Annotated in this window: 19 protein-coding genes; 16 read left to right on the top strand and 3 right to left on the bottom strand. The window is 64.7% G+C overall.

Features of this window, described 5'->3' with window-relative positions:
- The first annotated feature begins 53 nt into the window (after nucleotides 1–53).
- Nucleotides 54–644 carry a DUF308 domain-containing protein gene (locus K3F49_RS09440; RefSeq protein WP_234680658.1) on the top strand — a complete coding sequence of 197 codons (591 nt, stop codon included), beginning with the start codon at nucleotides 54–56 and terminating at the stop codon, nucleotides 642–644.
- Nucleotides 645–890: 246 nt separating this feature from the next.
- Nucleotides 891–2111: an MFS transporter gene (locus K3F49_RS09435; RefSeq protein ID WP_234680657.1), complete on the top strand. Its 1221-nt coding sequence runs from the start codon at nucleotides 891–893 to the stop codon at nucleotides 2109–2111.
- Between the two features lie 18 nt (nucleotides 2112–2129).
- Here the strand turns inward: K3F49_RS09435 and K3F49_RS09430 are convergent, their stop codons facing one another.
- Complete coding sequence (locus tag K3F49_RS09430; RefSeq protein WP_234680656.1) at nucleotides 2130–2516, bottom strand: ester cyclase; 387 nt, start codon at nucleotides 2514–2516, stop codon at nucleotides 2130–2132.
- A gap of 56 nt (nucleotides 2517–2572) precedes the next feature.
- Nucleotides 2573–3445 (bottom strand): bifunctional helix-turn-helix transcriptional regulator/GNAT family N-acetyltransferase, encoded by an 873-nt coding sequence (locus K3F49_RS09425; RefSeq protein WP_234680655.1) that lies wholly within the window; start codon nucleotides 3443–3445, stop codon nucleotides 2573–2575.
- 138 nt (nucleotides 3446–3583) lie between these two features.
- Between K3F49_RS09425 and K3F49_RS09420 the strand changes: the two genes are divergently transcribed.
- Nucleotides 3584–4477 carry a LysR family transcriptional regulator gene (locus K3F49_RS09420; RefSeq protein WP_234680654.1) on the top strand — a complete coding sequence of 298 codons (894 nt, stop codon included), beginning with the start codon at nucleotides 3584–3586 and terminating at the stop codon, nucleotides 4475–4477.
- On the opposite strand, the gene K3F49_RS09415 is transcribed toward K3F49_RS09420, so the two are convergent.
- Complete coding sequence (locus tag K3F49_RS09415) at nucleotides 4474–4818, bottom strand: MmcQ/YjbR family DNA-binding protein (protein ID WP_234681407.1); 345 nt, start codon at nucleotides 4816–4818, stop codon at nucleotides 4474–4476. The genes K3F49_RS09420 and K3F49_RS09415 overlap by 4 nt on opposite strands.
- Before the next feature lie 69 nt (nucleotides 4819–4887).
- Here K3F49_RS09415 and K3F49_RS09410 point away from each other — a divergent pair, with 69 nt between their 5' ends.
- From K3F49_RS09410 to K3F49_RS09350, 13 genes are all read left to right on the top strand, one after another.
- A complete protein-coding gene (locus K3F49_RS09410) occupies nucleotides 4888–5439 on the top strand; it encodes a carboxymuconolactone decarboxylase family protein (RefSeq protein ID WP_234680653.1) in 552 nt (183 codons plus the stop codon).
- Between the two features lie 99 nt (nucleotides 5440–5538).
- Nucleotides 5539–6165 carry a PadR family transcriptional regulator gene (locus K3F49_RS09405; RefSeq protein WP_234680652.1) on the top strand — a complete coding sequence of 209 codons (627 nt, stop codon included), beginning with the start codon at nucleotides 5539–5541 and terminating at the stop codon, nucleotides 6163–6165.
- Between the two features lie 31 nt (nucleotides 6166–6196).
- Nucleotides 6197–6658, top strand: a complete 462-nt coding sequence (locus tag K3F49_RS09400; RefSeq protein WP_234680651.1) for a hypothetical protein — start codon at nucleotides 6197–6199, stop codon at nucleotides 6656–6658.
- A 465-nt stretch (nucleotides 6659–7123) separates the two neighbouring features.
- Nucleotides 7124–8779 carry an acetolactate synthase large subunit gene (locus K3F49_RS09395; RefSeq protein WP_234680650.1) on the top strand — a complete coding sequence of 552 codons (1656 nt, stop codon included), beginning with the start codon at nucleotides 7124–7126 and terminating at the stop codon, nucleotides 8777–8779.
- A 106-nt stretch (nucleotides 8780–8885) separates the two neighbouring features.
- Nucleotides 8886–10712 (top strand): chloride channel protein, encoded by a 1827-nt coding sequence (locus K3F49_RS09390; protein WP_234680649.1) that lies wholly within the window; start codon nucleotides 8886–8888, stop codon nucleotides 10710–10712.
- Nucleotides 10713–10736: 24 nt separating this feature from the next.
- Nucleotides 10737–11084, top strand: a complete 348-nt coding sequence (locus K3F49_RS09385) for a Lin0512 family protein (RefSeq protein WP_008134681.1) — start codon at nucleotides 10737–10739, stop codon at nucleotides 11082–11084.
- A 4-nt stretch (nucleotides 11085–11088) separates the two neighbouring features.
- Nucleotides 11089–11781, top strand: coding sequence for a GNAT family N-acetyltransferase (locus tag K3F49_RS09380; RefSeq protein ID WP_234680648.1), 693 nt, complete (start codon nucleotides 11089–11091; stop codon nucleotides 11779–11781).
- A gap of 140 nt (nucleotides 11782–11921) precedes the next feature.
- Nucleotides 11922–13118, top strand: a complete 1197-nt coding sequence (locus K3F49_RS09375) for a serine hydrolase domain-containing protein (RefSeq protein ID WP_234680647.1) — start codon at nucleotides 11922–11924, stop codon at nucleotides 13116–13118.
- 94 nt (nucleotides 13119–13212) lie between these two features.
- Nucleotides 13213–13422, top strand: coding sequence for a YgaP family membrane protein (locus K3F49_RS09370; protein WP_234680646.1), 210 nt, complete (start codon nucleotides 13213–13215; stop codon nucleotides 13420–13422).
- Entirely contained in the window at nucleotides 13419–13940 is a 522-nt protein-coding gene (locus tag K3F49_RS09365; RefSeq protein WP_234680645.1) for an RNA polymerase sigma factor, read from the top strand. The genes K3F49_RS09370 and K3F49_RS09365 overlap by 4 nt, the downstream gene beginning before the upstream one ends.
- Before the next feature lie 3 nt (nucleotides 13941–13943).
- On the top strand, nucleotides 13944–14291 hold the full coding sequence (locus K3F49_RS09360; RefSeq protein ID WP_234680644.1) for a carboxymuconolactone decarboxylase family protein: 348 nt from the start codon (nucleotides 13944–13946) through the stop codon (nucleotides 14289–14291).
- Between the two features lie 31 nt (nucleotides 14292–14322).
- Nucleotides 14323–14988, top strand: a complete 666-nt coding sequence (locus tag K3F49_RS09355; protein WP_234680643.1) for a DUF429 domain-containing protein — start codon at nucleotides 14323–14325, stop codon at nucleotides 14986–14988.
- Nucleotides 14989–15050: 62 nt separating this feature from the next.
- Nucleotides 15051–15755 carry a glutathione S-transferase family protein gene (locus K3F49_RS09350; protein WP_234680642.1) on the top strand — a complete coding sequence of 235 codons (705 nt, stop codon included), beginning with the start codon at nucleotides 15051–15053 and terminating at the stop codon, nucleotides 15753–15755.
- Nucleotide 15756 lies beyond the last annotated feature (1 nt).

Genomic DNA, 15756 nt, shown 5'->3' with positions numbered 1-15756 from the left:
AACGCATCTTGCTGCGTGAAGACTACCAACTAGTAGGTAAAGGAGTGAAGGCAATGACGCATCATCAGATGGATCTCGTTCGTGACGATCGCGAGCAGTGGCTCAAACAGTACTACTTCCTCCGTGCGGCGTTCTCCGTCGCCTGGGGCGTTGCCGCGTTCGCCGTTGCGCCGTCGTCGGCTGCGATCGCCGGCGCCTTGCTCGTGCTCTATCCGGCATGGGACGCCGCGGCCAATTTCGTCGACGTCTTGCGCAGCGGCGGCCTCACGCAAAACCGCACGCAGGCGCTGAACGTTGTGGTCAGCCTCGCGACATCGGTCGCGGTCGTCGTCGCCTTGCAAACGAGCATGAACTGGGTGCTCGGCGTGTTCGGCGCATGGGCGATCCTGTCCGGCTTGCTCCAGCTGGGGACGGCGATCCGGCGCTGGAAAAGTCTCGGCGCGCAATGGGCCATGGTGCTCAGCGGCGGTCAGTCGGCCCTCGCAGGTGGGGTCTTCATCTTTCAGGCCACGACGCCCGCAATGCCGTCGATCGCGAATGTCGCGGGCTATGCCGGCGTCGGTGCGATCTACTTTTTGGTCTCGGCGCTATGGCTCACCGTCAGCGATTGGCGCCAGCGCGCCAAGCGGATGCAGCAGGAGTAATGCGATGCTGTGTGCGGGATGATGACATCATGCCGGTGTTTTGCCCGACGTGTCAAATCGCGGTGTGACATCGTGAGTGACAATCACCGGCAGAGTAAGTCATTGATCCCGCAGCGGCCGGCTACTGTGCATGGGGTTGTTTTCGCCCCTTTGTTGGTGGTCACCGCCGTAAAAATTTGCGCTAAGCTGTCGGCCTGCCCGGTTCCCATTCGTCTTCCACCCAGACAGACCTGACGGGAGACAACAATGAATGCTTCCTCTTATCGCTGGGTGATCGTCGCCGCCGGCGGCTTGCTTGGCTGCGTCGCGATCGGCGGCATGTTTTCGCTGCCGGTGTTTTTGCAGCCGATCGCCAAGGACACCGGCTGGTCGGTGACCGGCATCTCCGGCGCGATGACGATCGGTTTTCTGGCGATGGCCTTCACCAGCATGGCCTGGGGCACGCTGACGGATAAGTTCGGTCCGCTGCCGGTGGTGCTGACGGGATCGATCGTGCTGGCGCTTAGCCTGTTCGCCGCGAGCCATGCGACCTCGCTGATCGTGTTCCAGTTCGTGTTCGGCCTCTTGGTCGGCGCCTCCTGTGCTGCGATCTTTGCCCCGATGATGGCGACCGTCACCGGCTGGTTCGACACCCATCGCGGCCTCGCGGTCTCGCTGGTGTCGGCCGGCATGGGCGTGGCGCCGATGACGATGGCGCCGCTCGCCGCCTGGCTGGTTTCCAACCACGACTGGCGTACCGCGATGCAGATCGTGGCGCTGGTCGTCGCCGTCATCATGATCCCGGTGTCGCTCCTGGTCCGCCGTCCGCCGGCACTGGCGCATCCGCCGGTCGCGGCAGTGGGCGGGGACGGCCCGCAAGCCGAGATGTCGGTGGGCGAAGCGTTGCGCTCGCCGCAATTCCTGATCCTGCTCGCCACCAATTTCTTCTGCTGTGCTACCCATTCCGGCCCGATCATCCACACCGTCAGCTATGCCGTGAGCTGCGGCATCCCGCTGATCTCCGCGGTGACGATCTACAGCGTCGAGGGATTGGCCGGTCTCGGTGGCCGCATCGCCTTCGGCCTGATGGGCGATCGGCTCGGCGCCAAGCGCGTGCTGGTCTCGGGCCTGCTCGCGCAAGCCTTCGGCGCGCTCGCCTACGTCTTCGCCCATGAGCTCACGACCTTCTACATGGTGGCGATGGTGTTCGGCTTTATCTACGCCGGTACCATGCCGCTCTATGCGGTGATCGTCCGCGAAAACTTTCCGCTCAAGATGATGGGGACGGTGATCGGCGGCACCGCGATGGCCGGCAGCCTCGGCATGGCGACCGGCCCGCTCGCCGGCGGCCTGATCTACGATGCGTTTTCCAGCTACGCCTGGCTCTATATCGGCTCCTGGGCGATGGGCTTGGGTGCCTTCCTGATGGCGATGACGTTCCGGCCGTTCCCGAAACCGCGAGCCGAGCCGGCACCCGTGGCGGCGTGATCTGACCGAGGCGCAGCCTCAGAGCTGCGCCTCGATCGCCGCCTTGTCGATGACCGACCACACCTGTTGAATCTTTTCGTCGCGGAAGTCGTAGAACACGTTCTCGCAAAAGGACACGCGCCGGCCGTTCACGGTGAGCCCGAGGAATGTGCCGGCCGGCGCGCAATCGAATTTCAGCCGTGCGGCAATACGCGGCGGTTCGGAGATCAGCAGCTCGATGTTGAAGCGCAGATCCGGGATCTCGCGAAAGTCCTGCTCCAGCATCGCGCGATAGCCCGCCAGCCCGAGCGGCCGCGCGTTGTGGATGGCGTCATCATGCACAAACTGCCCGAGGGCAGGCCAGTCCTGCCGGTTCAGACAGGCGATGTAGTCGCGATAGCTATTGGCGAGTTCGGCTGGCGTCATGGCTATGCTCCCGCGGCTCCGAGCCTAACGCGGGAGCGAGGGAATCGGCACGCTCGTCACAGCCGTTTTTCGAAGAACAGATCCGGGTAGGGGTCGTCGTTGAAGCGCTGGATTTCGCGCCAGCCAGTGCTGCGGTAGAGCTGACCGGCCTCGGGGAGCGCGCTGTTGGTGTCGAGCCGCAGCAGCGCGATGCCGAGCGTGCGCGCGGCGTTCTCGGCAACAGCCATCAGGCGCTTGCCGAGGCCCAATCCGCGCGCGGAGGGCGCGACCCACAGCCGCTTGATCTCGGCATAACCGTGGTCGGTTCCCTTCAGGCCGACGCAGCCGATCGGGAGCGTGTCCGACATCGCGACGACGAAGCTGCCGCGCGGCCGGCGCATGTCCTTGGCATCAGGGTCGCGCGACAGTGAGACGTCAAAACCCTGTTTGAAGCGGCGGCCGAGCTCGGCGTAATATTCCCTCAGGCAATAGCGCGCCTCGTCGCTGCGCGGATCCGTCTCGGCGAGCGCGATACGGTCGCGCGTCAGCGCGGACGCGATCAGGTCCATCGCCGCGAGCAGCGCCTCGCGCTGCGCATTGCGAGCGAGAAAACCCTCGGCCTGCGTGTTCGACAGCGCTTCGTACGCCGCGAATTCGCGCTTGCCGGCGCGGGTCAGGCTCGCCACGCGGCGCCGAGCGTCGTCCTGATGCGCTTGTGTCTCGATCAAGCCTTCATCTTCCAGGCTGCGCAACAGCCGGCTCATCAGCCCGGAATCGAGGCCGAGATAGTCGCGGACCTCGCCGACGTCGGAGCATCCCTGTCCGATCGCATTGAGTACGCGTGCGGCGCCCAGCGGCCGGCCGCGCCCGAGGAATGAATGATCGAGCGCGCCGACGGCGGAGGTCACGGCACGGTTGAAGCGGCGGACGCGGGAGACGGGATCGAGCATTATCTGACTTTAGTCAGATATAAATCTGCAGTCAATTGCCTCGGGATTTCCGCTGTCGCGGAGACTGGCCGACCGCACCGCGCGCGATCGTCCGGCGGCTCTTGCCATCACCTGGCGGCTATGTTGAACAGTCGGGCCATGGACCGCTTCGAGACCATGCGCCTGTTCGTCCGCCTTGTGGAAAGACGTAGCTTTACCGCTGCTGCGGCCGATCTCGGTCTGCCGCGCTCCACCGCAAGCGAAGTCCTGCGCGGCCTCGAGGCCCATCTCGGTGTGCGCCTGCTCGAACGCACGACGCGGCATGTGACGCCGACGCTCGATGGAGAGGAATATTATCGCCGCTGCGTTGCGATCATGGCGGAGGTCGAGGAGGCGGAGAGCGCGATGCGCGACGCCCAACCGCGCGGGCTGTTGCGGTTCGATGCGCATCCACTGCTGACGCGCACCTTCATTCTGCCAAAGCTGCCGGAATTCCTGGCGCGCCATCCGCTGATCGAGCTGCAGATCGGGCAGGGCGATCGCCTCGTCGATCTCGTGCGCGAGGGCGTCGACTGCGTCATCCGCTCCGGCCAGCCGGACGACAGCGGCATGATCCAGCGCCGTCTCGGCTCGATTGCGGAGGTCACGGTGGCGAGCCCGGCCTATCTCGCCGCGCACGGCACGCCAGCGTCACCCGATGCACTCGACGGCCACCAGATGGTCGGCTTCATCTCGTCGCGAACCGGCGACGTGCTGCCGCTGGAGTTTTCGGTCGACGGTGTCTTGCGCGAGATCGTGCTGCCGAGCCGGATCCGGGTGAACAATTCGGACACGATGGCGGATCTGGCGCGGCTCGGCTTCGGCCTGGTGCAGGCGCCGCGCTATCGTTTTGCGGACGACCTCGCCAGTGGCGCGCTGGTCGAGGTGCTGCCGAACCACCCGCCGTCGCCTACGCCATTGTCGGCGCTCTATCCGCAAAACCGCCAGCTCACCTTGCGTCTGCGGGTCTTCCTGGACTGGGTCGGCCGCATCTTTGCCGAGGCGAAGCTCTAGTCCAGCCCCAGCGCCTTCCGCGATTTCCGCGTGAGCTTCGACACGATCAGGGCATGGGCCTGCGCGAGATAGGCCGTCAGTTCCGCGTCCGGCAGCGCGTTGTTGCCGACGAGCTGCACCCATTTGGCACGCGCGAGATAAGGGGCCGGCCGCGCCAGGCCGTGCTCGATCAGCATGGAATAGGCCATGTTCGAGACCTTGAACATGTAGCTTGCGGTAAAGCCGCCGCTCAGCGCGAACATCTTGCCGCCGACCTTGAACACGGAGGTGCCTTCCCACTGTACCACCTTAGTGGCCGCGGGCAGACGCAGGCAGCGGATCTCGAAGGTCTTGGGAGTCATGCGATTGCAATAGCGGACATCGGCGCACCTTTGTGGCAGCATGCATGTTCCAACCGAGGATGGAATGCCATGTCGCGCGTGTCGATCAAGACCAGGGACGATCTGCCGGAAGCACTGCGACCGCTGTGGGACAAGATGACGACCTATGGCGCGTTCGAGAACCAGGCCGGTGTGATGGCGCATCGCGCGCCGATCTTCAAGCACATGTGGTCGCTGCTGGTCGATCTCGCCAGCGAAGGCATGATCTCGAAGCGTCATCTGGAGCTGGCGCTGGTTACCGTGTCGCTGCTCAACCAATGCGACTATTGCGTTTCGCACCACGCGCCCAAGCTCGCGGTGCAGGGCGTGTCGGAGCAGGGCGCCGCGCGGCTCGTCGACTACAAGGATCACCCCGAGCTCGATGAGCTCGACAAGCTCGTCGTCGAATACGCGATCGCCGTCACCAACACCTGGAACAGGACGCGGGACGAGATCTTTGCCCGCCTGCGCGCCCACTTCTCGGAAGCGCAGATCGTCGAGCTGACCTGGCGCATCGCGCTGTGCGGCGCCTTCAACCGCTTCAACGACATTCTCCAGCTCGAGGTCGAGCAGGGTGTCCCCCACAGTGAGGCCGCCGAGTAGCGGCCAATCCCGGTCGCGGCCCGATCACGGATCCGTGATTTGTGTTGTGATTATCGTAAATTATATCGTACGATATGTTTTGAGAAGGAGACACAAGAGATGTTTGGCAGACAGCGCGACCACCGAGACTTCCACTTTGGGCACTTCGCCCACTTCGCCATGGGCCGGCACGGCGCGCGGCATCGCTTCGGCCGCGGCGGGCATGGCTTTTTCGGGCGTGGCGGCGACGAGTTTCCGGGCGCGCGGCGGCTGTCCTCGCAGGACCTTCAGCTCGTGATCCTGGCGTTGCTCGCCGAAAAGCCCGCCCATGGCTACGAACTGATCAAGATCATCGAGGATCGGTCGGAGGGGTTTTATACGCCGAGCCCCGGCGTGATCTATCCGGCGCTGACCTATCTCGAAGAGGTCGGCCACGCCAACGTCGCACAGGATGGCGGCAGAAAACTCTACAGCATCACGCCGCAGGGCGAGGCCCATCTCGCCGAGCAGCGTGGGACCGCTGATGCGATCCTCCAGGCACTGTCGCGGATCGGACGCCGCATGGACGAGGTGCGCGAGGCCTTTGCCGGCGTCAGCGATCTCGATGCGGATGCCTCCGACGAGCTGCACCGCGCCCGCCACAGTCTCAAGCGCGCGCTGCGCAGCAAGCAAGGCGGCGACTCCGCCGAAGCACGCCGCGTCGCTGCGATTTTGGATCGCGCGGCCGCGGAAATTCTCGGCAAGTGACGCAGAACAAATGACGCAAGGGAAGCTGGACATGACTGATCGGTCGCACAGCCCGATTCAAGACCCGCGCGTCAACGCCGTCATCGCGCGCCTGCAAGGCGCCTCCGTCCGCGCTACAGGGCTACGAGATATCGCGGTGCCCGACGGGCAAAACACCCCAACCCTCGGTCAATCCACGCGGCCAAAAATATTCCACTTTACCGAAATTCGGAAACGGCGTATGTGTCGCGCAACCCGGCCCAAGGAAGAGGGGCGTATCGCGATCGTCACGAACGCGGGCCGGACGGCGGTGGACCTGGGTCACATCGGCGCGAAGGGTTTTGCAGGGCGGGCAACCGTGAGCGAAAACGTCGCGCGCACGACCGGTGTGATCTGCGTACGGCAAAATCGTGTGGTCCTGGCGCCCGGAGCCTGTGCGCCAAGTCTCGTGGTGATGCGTGTGGCCCGACCGGGCATGCGTAATCGGTCATCCGCAAGGCGACGGGGGCAATAGTGCATCGCTCCCCGGGGAGATCACGACATAAGCCGTCAAACCACTGCGCAGGGAAGGCCGGATGTTCAGGCTTCACCTGTATGCCGCTGTGCAGATTCTTGTAGCGCAACCATCGCACAGTGGACCGCGGGTGCCAGCCGGCACCCGGTCTTCCCTGCGCCCTCTTTCAATTGAGGGTGAGGCGATAAAGCAAAGCTCGGGCGAGATGCGTCGCGAGAGCGCGAAGCTGTGTCCGTGGGGTGCAGGATGGGTAGAGCACTTGCGAAACCCATCATGTTTCCGCGCGGAAGAACCGTTGATGGGTTTCGCTTCCGCTCTACCCATCCTACGAGGCCACGACGTGTATGCAGGAACGCACGACGCAAGACAGATCGCCCTTCTTTGTGAGTTGTGCACGTGGCTCAGACCGCTACCATGTGCTCCGTTCCCTGATCACGGGACACAGCACAGCAAGCGGAGGCGGACATGAGCGAGCACGAACGCAAGGTCAAAGGATCGGACCTGTTCGTCGCGGCGCTGGAGAACGAAGGCGTCGATCGCATTTTTGGCGTGCCCGGCGAGGAAAACCTCGATCTTGTCGAATCGCTGCGCACATCCAGGATCGAGCTGGTCCTGACCCGCCATGAGCAAGCCGCGGCCTTCATGGCAGCCACGCATGGACGGTTGACCGGCAAGCCCGGCGTCTGTCTCTCCACGCTTGGCCCCGGTGCGCTCAATCTGTCGACCGGCGCGGCTTACGCACATCTCGGCGCGATGCCGATGATCCTCATTACCGGCCAGAAGCCGATCATGAGCAGCCGGCAGGCGCGCTTCCAGATCGTGGACGTGGTTGCGACCATGAAGCCGCTGACGAAACTGTCGCGGCAGATCGTCAGCGCTTCGTCGATTCCAACCGTGGTGCGCGATGCCTTCCGCGTCGCGATGGAGGAGCGGCCGGGCCCAGTGCATCTCGAGCTGCCCGAAGACATCGCGGGCGACGCGGTGCCGGCCACCCCCGTGATCCCGATCCATCCGATCGAGATTCCCGTCGCGCATCGCGCCGCGCTCGACCGCGCCGCCGAGATGATCTTGGCCGCAGAGCGTCCGCTGGTGATGATGGGCGCGGCGACCAGCCGGCCGCGCTCGACGCACGGCATCGCGAGCTTCGTGCGGCGGACCGGCATTCCGTTCTTCACCACGCAGATGGGCAAGGGCACCGTTCCCGGCGGCACCAATCTCTACATGGGCACCGCGGCGCTGTCCGAGCGCGACTATGTCCACGATGCCATCGACGCCGCCGATCTGATCGTGGCGATCGGCCATGACCCGATCGAGAAACCGCCCTTCATCATGGGGCCATCGGGACCGAAGGTGATTCACGTCAGCTACACCTCGGCGAGCGTCGAACTGGTGTATTTTCCCGACGCCGAGGTGGTCGGCGACGTCGGCCCGAGCCTGGAGCTTCTGGCCGACCGGCTCGAAGGCAAGCTGCCGCAGGCGGCTGCGCTGCTGCCGCTGCGCGAGGAGATCCTCAAGCACATCGCCGACCGCGCCACCGAGACGCGCTGGCCGCCGACGCCGCAGCGTATCGTGCACGACATCCGCCAGGTCATCCCCGAGAACGGTATCGTCGCGCTCGACAACGGCATGTACAAGATCTGGTTCGCGCGCAACTACCGTACCCGTGTCGCCAACACGCTGCTGCTCGACAACGCGCTGGCGACGATGGGGGCCGGCCTGCCGTCGGCGATGATGGCCGCGATGCTCTATCCGGATCGCCGCGTGCTCGCGGTTGCCGGCGACGGCGGCTTCATGATGAACAGCCAGGAGATGGAGACCGCCGTCCGCCTCAAGCTCAATCTCGTCGTGCTGGTGTTGGAGGACAACGCCTACGGCATGATCCGCTGGAAACAGGCCGTCGACCATTTCGCAGATTACGGCATGACCTTCGGCAATCCCGACTTCGTGCTCTACGCCAAGGCTTATGGGGCCAAGGGCCATCGCATCGAGAGTATCGAGAGTTTCGGCCCGACGCTGGACGCGGCCTTCGAGGCGGGGGGCGTGCATCTGGTCGTGATTCCGATCGACTATTCGGAGAACGTGCGGGTGCTCGTCGACGAGCTGCGCGCGCGGCAGAAATAGCAGAAAATTCTCGGGAATGGCCTGGACGATCATACCAGCCATTCCTTGATATATATCGTGACACGATATATTGCAGGCGCGAACGATCCTCCCAAAAGAGACATCTATGCGCCAGACCCCCGACATGACCGGCGGCCTCCCGCGTCCTCGCGGCAAGCCCGGAGATTTTACCGCCGACCGTCGCGTGCTGGTCCTGATCGGCATGGCGCTGCTGGTCGGCAGCCTCGGCGCCGGGGCCGCCTGGGTGCTGCTGAAGCTGATTTCGCTGGTGACCAATCTGGTCTGGTTCGGTCATTTCAGCACCGAGACTGTCTCGCTCGCGAATGCCCATCCCGGAATCTGGATGGTGCTGGCGCCGGCGCTCGGCGGCCTCGTGATCGGATTGATGGCGCGGTTCGGGTCGGAGAAGATCCGGGGCCACGGCATTCCCGAAGCGATCGAGGCGATCCTGATCGGCGGCAGCCGGATGCAGCCGAAGGTCGCGATCCTGAAACCGCTGTCATCGGCGGTGTCGATTGGAAGCGGCGGTCCGTTCGGCGCCGAAGGACCGATCATCATGACCGGCGGGGCGATCGGATCGATCTTCGCCCAGTGTTTTCATCTCACCGCGGCCGAACGCAAGACGCTGCTGGTCGCGGGCGCAGCCGCCGGCATGACGGCGATCTTCGGCACGCCGATCGCGGCGGTCCTGCTTGCGGTCGAGTTGCTGCTGTTCGAATGGAAGCCGCGCAGCTTCCTCCCCGTAGTGGCCGGGGCGGTGATTTCGGCGGCGTGGCGTCCGCTGCTGTTCGGGACAGGACCGCTGTTTCCGTTCACGGAGCGGCCGGACCTGCCCTGGTGGGGCCTCGCCGCTGCAATCGGGGTCGGCATCGTCGCCGGCCTGCAATCCGGGCTGATGACGCGGCTGCTCTACGCCATCGAAGATCTGTTCGATCATCTGCCGGTGCACTGGATGTGGTGGCCGATGCTCGGTGGCGTCGTCGTCGGCCTCGGCGGGCTGATTGACCCCCGCGCGCTCGGTGTCGGCTACGACGTCATTGCCGATCTCCTGTCCGGCCACATGGTGCGCGACGAGGCGATCCGGATGCTGCTGGTGAAATCGGTGATCTGGGTGGTCGCGCTGAGCTCGGGCACGTCAGGCGGCGTGCTGGCGCCGCTGCTGATCCTCGGCGGCACGGCTGGCTGGATGGAGGGATTGGTGCTGCCCGGTGGCGCACCGTTCTGGGCGCTGGTCGGCATGGCCGCGATGATGGGCGGCACGATGCGCTCGCCGCTGACCGGCGTGATGTTCGCCATCGAGCTGACCGGCAATATCGACATGTTGTTGCCGCTGCTGGCAGCGACCGGCGCGGCGCATGCCGTCACCGTGCTGTTGCTCAAGCGCTCGATCCTGACCGAGAAGATTGCGCGTCGCGGCCAGCACATCACGCGCGAATACGCGATCGATCCCTTCGAGCTGATGCGCACGGCCGATGTCATGGTCACCAAGGTCGACACGCTGCCGGTCGACATGTCCATCGACGCGGCGGTTGCTTTCTTCACCTCGGATCAGCGCCGTCACAAATCCTATCCCGTCGTCGCGGCCGATGGACGGCTGTCCGGCATGGTGACCCGCGCCGATGTGCTGCGCTGGCGCACCGAGGGCGATCACCAGGCGGCGACGCTCGACGACGTCGTGTCGGACACCTCGGTGGTGGTGGCGCATCCCGACGATGTGCTGGGGCGGGTCGCCGATCTCATGGTCGCCTCCGATCTCGGGCGGCTGCCGGTGGTCGATCGCGCCAGCCATCGCGTCGTAGGCTTGGTCGCGCGCAAGGATTTGCTGCGAATTCGCGCGGTCGTGAACGCGCAGGAGGAGGACCGCAACGCATATTTCCTGCGCGAAAAGGCGCTTGTGCAGCAGGCGCGGATCGCGGAAGGTCAGCCCCTCTGAACTCCAGCACCGACAGGAATGAACATGACTCGCGTTCGCTGTATCACCGAGATGGGCATGGGCGTCGACGTTCACGGCAGGGACGCGACCAAGGCGGCGAAGCGGGCGGTGTCGGATGCGATCCGGCATTCGAGCCTCGGTTTCTTCCGGATGATCGGCAAGACCGCGAATGACATGTTCGTCGACGTTACCATCGGCGTGCCCAATCCCGAGGCCGTCGACAAGGAGGCGGTTGCGAAGGAGCTGCCCTACGGCACCGTGACCGTCACCGCGGTCAAGGGCGGGCTGGAAATTCCGTCGGCCACGGAAGTGGCCAACGACCCCATCCTGATCGCCAACGCCGCCGTCATCGTCAGCTTCGACAAGGACTAGGCCAGTGTCCGACAGCGATATGCGGCTACTGGATCGTCCGATCTGGAGCGCGCTGACGACGAGCCATAGGCATCTGGCCGAAGGCGGCCCGCGCGCGCTGCGTTATCCCGTGGACATGACGCCGTTCGCCGACATGGTCGATATGTCCGCGGAAAGCTTTGGCGCGCTCGGGGATCTCATGTCGGGCTCGCAAGTCGTTGCGCTGTTCACGCCGGAGCAGGTCGACGTTCCCTCTGGCTTCAAGGTGGTACTGGCGGAGACCGGCGAGCAGATGATCGGTTCGCCCACCGACAGCCCGTTGCGGGACGCCGAGATCGTCACACTCGGTCGAGCCGACGTTCCGGCGATGATGGCGCTGACGGCGCTGACCAAGCCCGGGCCGTTCGCGCTACGAACGCATGAGCTCGGCACGTTCCTCGGCATTCGCGCCGGCGGCGAGCTGGTTGCGATGACGGGCGAGCGCATGAAGCCGGGCAAGTTCGTCGAGATGACGGCCGTCTGCGTCCATCCGGACTATCGCGGGCGCGGCTACGCGCAGGCGCTGCTCGCCGCGGTCGCGCGCCGGATCGAGGCGCGCGGCGAGATTCCGTTCCTGCACGTGTTTTCGAACAATAATTCCGCCATTGCGCTCTATCAGCGCCAGGGCATGCGCATCCGCCGCCGTCTGTACGTGACGGCGTTCACGAAGCAGGGGTGACGGCGCGGGCGAGTGCGCCGGGCCGCAGACCTCATGTCGAGTAGTCGACGAACAGCGCGCTCGACGCGTTGGCGAACGGGCTTCCCCGCGGCCGATTCGTTGCTATATCCATCGCAACCAATTCGGGGAGGGGACTATTCATGGACGCCAGGACAGCAAATAAGGTACCGGATTTTTCCGCTGTGCGGACGGCGATGCAGCGTTACGTCGATCAGGAGATCGTCCCCGGCGTGTCCTGGGCGTTGCTGCGCGGACGCGAGGTGGTCGACCAGCAATGCGTCGGCTTTTCCGATCGCGAGGCAAAGACGGCGCTGCGGCCGGACCATATCTTTCGTGCCTTCTCCAACACCAAGATCTTCGTCACCTCTGCGATCATGCTGCTGGTCGAGGAGGCCCGCATCGGGCTCGATGACGCGATCGAAAAATTCCTGCCGCAGCTTGGCAATCGCAAGGTGCTGAAGCAGGGCGCGTCGAGCCTCGCCGATGTCGAGCCGGCGAAAAGCCCGATCACGATCCGGCACCTTCTGACCCACACCTCGGGTCTCAGCTACGGCATCTTCGATCCCGGCTCGGTGCTGTTCAAAGGCTATAACGAGGCGGGCGTCCTCACTCCGTTGACGCCGTTGACCGGCATGATCGACAAGCTTGCCGATCTGCCGCTGTCCTATCATCCCGGCACGAGCTGGGAATATTCGGTGGCGACCGACGTGCTCGGCCGCGTCGTAGAGGTGGTTTCGGGCAAGCCCCTCGACGCGTTCTTCAAGGCGCGGATATTCGATCCGCTCGGCATGACCGATACCGGCTTCTTTGTGCCTGAGGCGGAGCAGAGCAGGCTGGTCGAGCACTATATCGGCGCCGACGTGCTCGATCCGACGAAGCCGGGCCTCACCCGCGCCGAGACTCTGCCTTATCCGCAAGCCTATCGACGGCCGTTCCCGCGGCTGTCGGGCGGCGGTGGCCTGGTCTCAACCCTGCCTGACATGCTTGCGCTGGTGCGCGCCTTGGTGCCCGGGCCGGAGGCGCTGCTGAAGCCTGCGACGCTGCGGCAGATGATGACCAACCAGCTGCCGGCGGGCCAGACCATCCGCTTCGCCAATCTCGGGCCGATGCCCGGCAAGGGCTTTGGCCTCGGCGGCGCCGTGACCTTCGCGCCGACGCAGTTCGATCCTCCAAATTCCATCGGCGAATTCCAGTGGGGCGGGCTCGCCGGCACCCATTGGTGGATTTGCCCTGCGGCCAATACCGCCGGCGTCCTGATGGCCCAGCGCCACATGGGCTTCTGGAATCCGTTCTTCTTCGAGTTCAAGCGCCTGGCCTACCAGGCGGTCGGAGGCTGACCGCGAAAAATTGCAGGCACCCGCGAATCCTTTTGCGCGATCGCGCCCTCTTTACGGTCGAGGCATCCCGCCTCGGCTCGTGTTGGAGGATGTGATGGCATTTTACAGGAAGAATATCGGCGGCCTGCACCAGGCGGTGCGGGTGGTTGCCGGGATCGCCGTGGCGATCCCGGCACTGGTCTATCTCACGGGCGCGCCGACTTGGCCGATCGCGCTCGGCGGTGCCGGGTTCCAGATGACCGGCCTCGTCGGCTATTGCGCGATGTGTGCCGTGGCCGGGATCGGCAGGGAAGGTGTGTCGTGAGCGCGGCTGCGATCTCGCCAAACCTGTTCGAGGCGGCGCGGCTCGGCGATCCCCAGGCGATCGCGCGGCTGCTCGAGACGGCACAGCCCGATATCCGCCGCTACGCCCGTGCGACCTGCCGCAGCTCGGCGGATGCCGAGGATGCGACGCAGGAGGCGCTGTGGATCCTGTTCCGGCATGTCGGCAGGATCCGCTCGCTGTTGGCATTTTCGGCTTGGCTGTTCAGCGTCGTTCGCCGCGAATGCCTCCGCCTCGCGTGCAAGGCGGGCCTCGCGCCGTCGATCGATGAGAGCCAGTCGGAGGCCGCGCTGCTGTCGCGGTCCGAGGCCGATCTGCGGCTCGACGTGGCCGCGGCCGTCGAGGCGCTGCCACTGCATTACCGCGATGTCGCACTGATGCGCGACATCGCGGAAATGTCCATCGACGAAATCGCAGAAGCGTTCGGCGCAACGCGACAGACCGTGAAGGCGCGACTGCATCGCGCTCGCGCCCTGATGCGCGAATATCTGACGAGGTGAGCCATGACCGATTATCAAACCCCTGACGATCTGAAATCGATCCCGGCCTTCGTCGCGCTGGCGCCAATCGAAGCCAACGCCTTCCTCGCCTTCAACCACGCTGTCGAGCGCAAGGACGGATTGATTCCGCCAAAATATCGCGAGCTGATCTCGCTTGTGGTCGCGCTCACCACGCAATGCGCCTATTGCCTCGACGTGCATACGGCGCAGGCGGCAAAGGCCGGCGCCACGCCCGAGGAGGTGGCGGAAGCCGCACTAATCGCGGCGGCGGTGCGTGCCGGCGGCACGCTCGGCCATGCGCTATTGGCTAAGCGTTTGTTCGAGCGGCATCGAGGCGAGGGCACGGAATGAGCAAGCGCAGGCTGGGGGCGGAACAAGAGGCGTGAAAGCCTATCTCGGTCTCGACGGATTTCGCTTCGGCTGGGTCGCCGCGTGGATCGACGAGCGCGGCGATCACGGCTTCGACTATTCGCCGGGGCTGACGCGTCTGCTCGCGATGCCGCATGCGCGCGCGATGATCGACATGCCGATCGGGTTAAAACCGACGGGCTACAGGACATGCGACTTGCACGCGCGCGAATTGGCGGGCCCCGCGGTGTTTCTTGGGGCTCGCCGCGGGCTATGGACGTTTCCCGACATGGCAGCGGCCAATCGCTACTATTGGGAGCACGAAGGCAAGGGCAGGGGCGTCTCGGCGCAACTCTGGAACATCAGGGACAAGATCAGGGAGGTCGACGAGATCATGACGCTGGCGCGGCAGGGAATTATGGGCGAGGCGCATCCGGAATTGATTTTCTGGAATCTGGCAGGTCGCGTGCGACTCGAGGCGAAGTCCTCACCACGCGGCCGTGAGCAGCGTGTTGCGCTGCTGAGAGACCGGGGCTTCACCAGGATCGAAAGATGGCTGACGCTTCGATATGGCACCGGGATTGGCCGCGACGATCTCATCGATGCCTGTGCCTGCGCCGTCGCGGCGCGTGACAGTGCTCAGCGTATCGGTGGGGACGAGATTGATCCACGGGGGCTGCGGATGGAGATCAACTACTGAGCCTTGCATCATTCCGCCCCACGCCTAGATTAAACCGGCTCAACTCCAGATCGAAGGTCCTGATGTCCGATCTCTCCGCATTTCCCATCACCAAGCGCTGGCCTGCCAAACATCCGGAGTTGCTTCAGCTCTATTCGCTGCCGACGCCGAACGGCGTCAAGGTTTCGATCATGCTGGAGGAGATCGGACTGCCTTACGAAGTCCATCTCGTCGACTTCGGCAAGGACGACCAGAAGACGCCGGAATTCCTCTCGCTCAATCCGAACGGCAAGATCCCGGCGATCCTCGATCCCAACGGCCCCGGCGGCAGACCGCTGCCGCTGTTCGAGTCCGGTGCGATCCTGCAATATCTCGCGGAGAAGACTAGCAAGCTGCTGCCGCAGGATGCCGCGCGCCGCTACCAGACCATCCAGTGGGTGCACTTCCAGATGGGCGGCATCGGACCAGTGTTCGGCCAGGTCGGCTTCTTCCACAAATTCGCCGGCAAGGACTTCGAGGACAAGCGGCCGTTGGAGCGCTACGTGAGCGAGTCCATGCGCCTGCTCGGTGTGATGGAGACGCATCTTTCCGGACGGCAATGGTTCATGGATGACGACTACACCATCGCCGACATTTCGATGCTGGGCTGGGTACGCAACCTCATCGGCTTTTACGGGGCCGGCGATCTCGTTGCGTTCAGCCAGTTCAAGTCAGTGGCTTCCTGGCTCGAACGCGGGCTGGCCCGTCCGACCGTGGAGCGCGGGCTCAACATTCCAAAGCGGCCGTGAA

Source organism: Bradyrhizobium monzae, from assembly GCF_021458635.1.
Lineage (GTDB): Bacteria > Pseudomonadota > Alphaproteobacteria > Rhizobiales > Xanthobacteraceae > Bradyrhizobium.
Note: the sequence above shows the minus strand (reverse complement) of the source record. Positions and strands in the feature narration are given on the sequence as shown.

Coding starts and splice junctions, on each gene's coding strand:
- K3F49_RS09440 (WP_234680658.1), top strand. CDS start 54: ATGACGCATCATCAGATGGATCTCGTTCGTGACGATCGCGAGCAGTGG.
- K3F49_RS09435 (WP_234680657.1), top strand. CDS start 891: ATGAATGCTTCCTCTTATCGCTGGGTGATCGTCGCCGCCGGCGGCTTG.
- K3F49_RS09430 (WP_234680656.1), bottom strand. CDS start 2,516: ATGACGCCAGCCGAACTCGCCAATAGCTATCGCGACTACATCGCCTGT.
- K3F49_RS09425 (WP_234680655.1), bottom strand. CDS start 3,445: ATGCTCGATCCCGTCTCCCGCGTCCGCCGCTTCAACCGTGCCGTGACC.
- K3F49_RS09420 (WP_234680654.1), top strand. CDS start 3,584: ATGGACCGCTTCGAGACCATGCGCCTGTTCGTCCGCCTTGTGGAAAGA.
- K3F49_RS09415 (WP_234681407.1), bottom strand. CDS start 4,818: ATGACTCCCAAGACCTTCGAGATCCGCTGCCTGCGTCTGCCCGCGGCC.
- K3F49_RS09410 (WP_234680653.1), top strand. CDS start 4,888: ATGTCGCGCGTGTCGATCAAGACCAGGGACGATCTGCCGGAAGCACTG.
- K3F49_RS09405 (WP_234680652.1), top strand. CDS start 5,539: ATGTTTGGCAGACAGCGCGACCACCGAGACTTCCACTTTGGGCACTTC.
- K3F49_RS09400 (WP_234680651.1), top strand. CDS start 6,197: ATGACTGATCGGTCGCACAGCCCGATTCAAGACCCGCGCGTCAACGCC.
- K3F49_RS09395 (WP_234680650.1), top strand. CDS start 7,124: ATGAGCGAGCACGAACGCAAGGTCAAAGGATCGGACCTGTTCGTCGCG.
- K3F49_RS09390 (WP_234680649.1), top strand. CDS start 8,886: ATGCGCCAGACCCCCGACATGACCGGCGGCCTCCCGCGTCCTCGCGGC.
- K3F49_RS09385 (WP_008134681.1), top strand. CDS start 10,737: ATGACTCGCGTTCGCTGTATCACCGAGATGGGCATGGGCGTCGACGTT.
- K3F49_RS09375 (WP_234680647.1), top strand. CDS start 11,922: ATGGACGCCAGGACAGCAAATAAGGTACCGGATTTTTCCGCTGTGCGG.
- K3F49_RS09370 (WP_234680646.1), top strand. CDS start 13,213: ATGGCATTTTACAGGAAGAATATCGGCGGCCTGCACCAGGCGGTGCGG.
- K3F49_RS09360 (WP_234680644.1), top strand. CDS start 13,944: ATGACCGATTATCAAACCCCTGACGATCTGAAATCGATCCCGGCCTTC.
- K3F49_RS09350 (WP_234680642.1), top strand. CDS start 15,051: ATGTCCGATCTCTCCGCATTTCCCATCACCAAGCGCTGGCCTGCCAAA.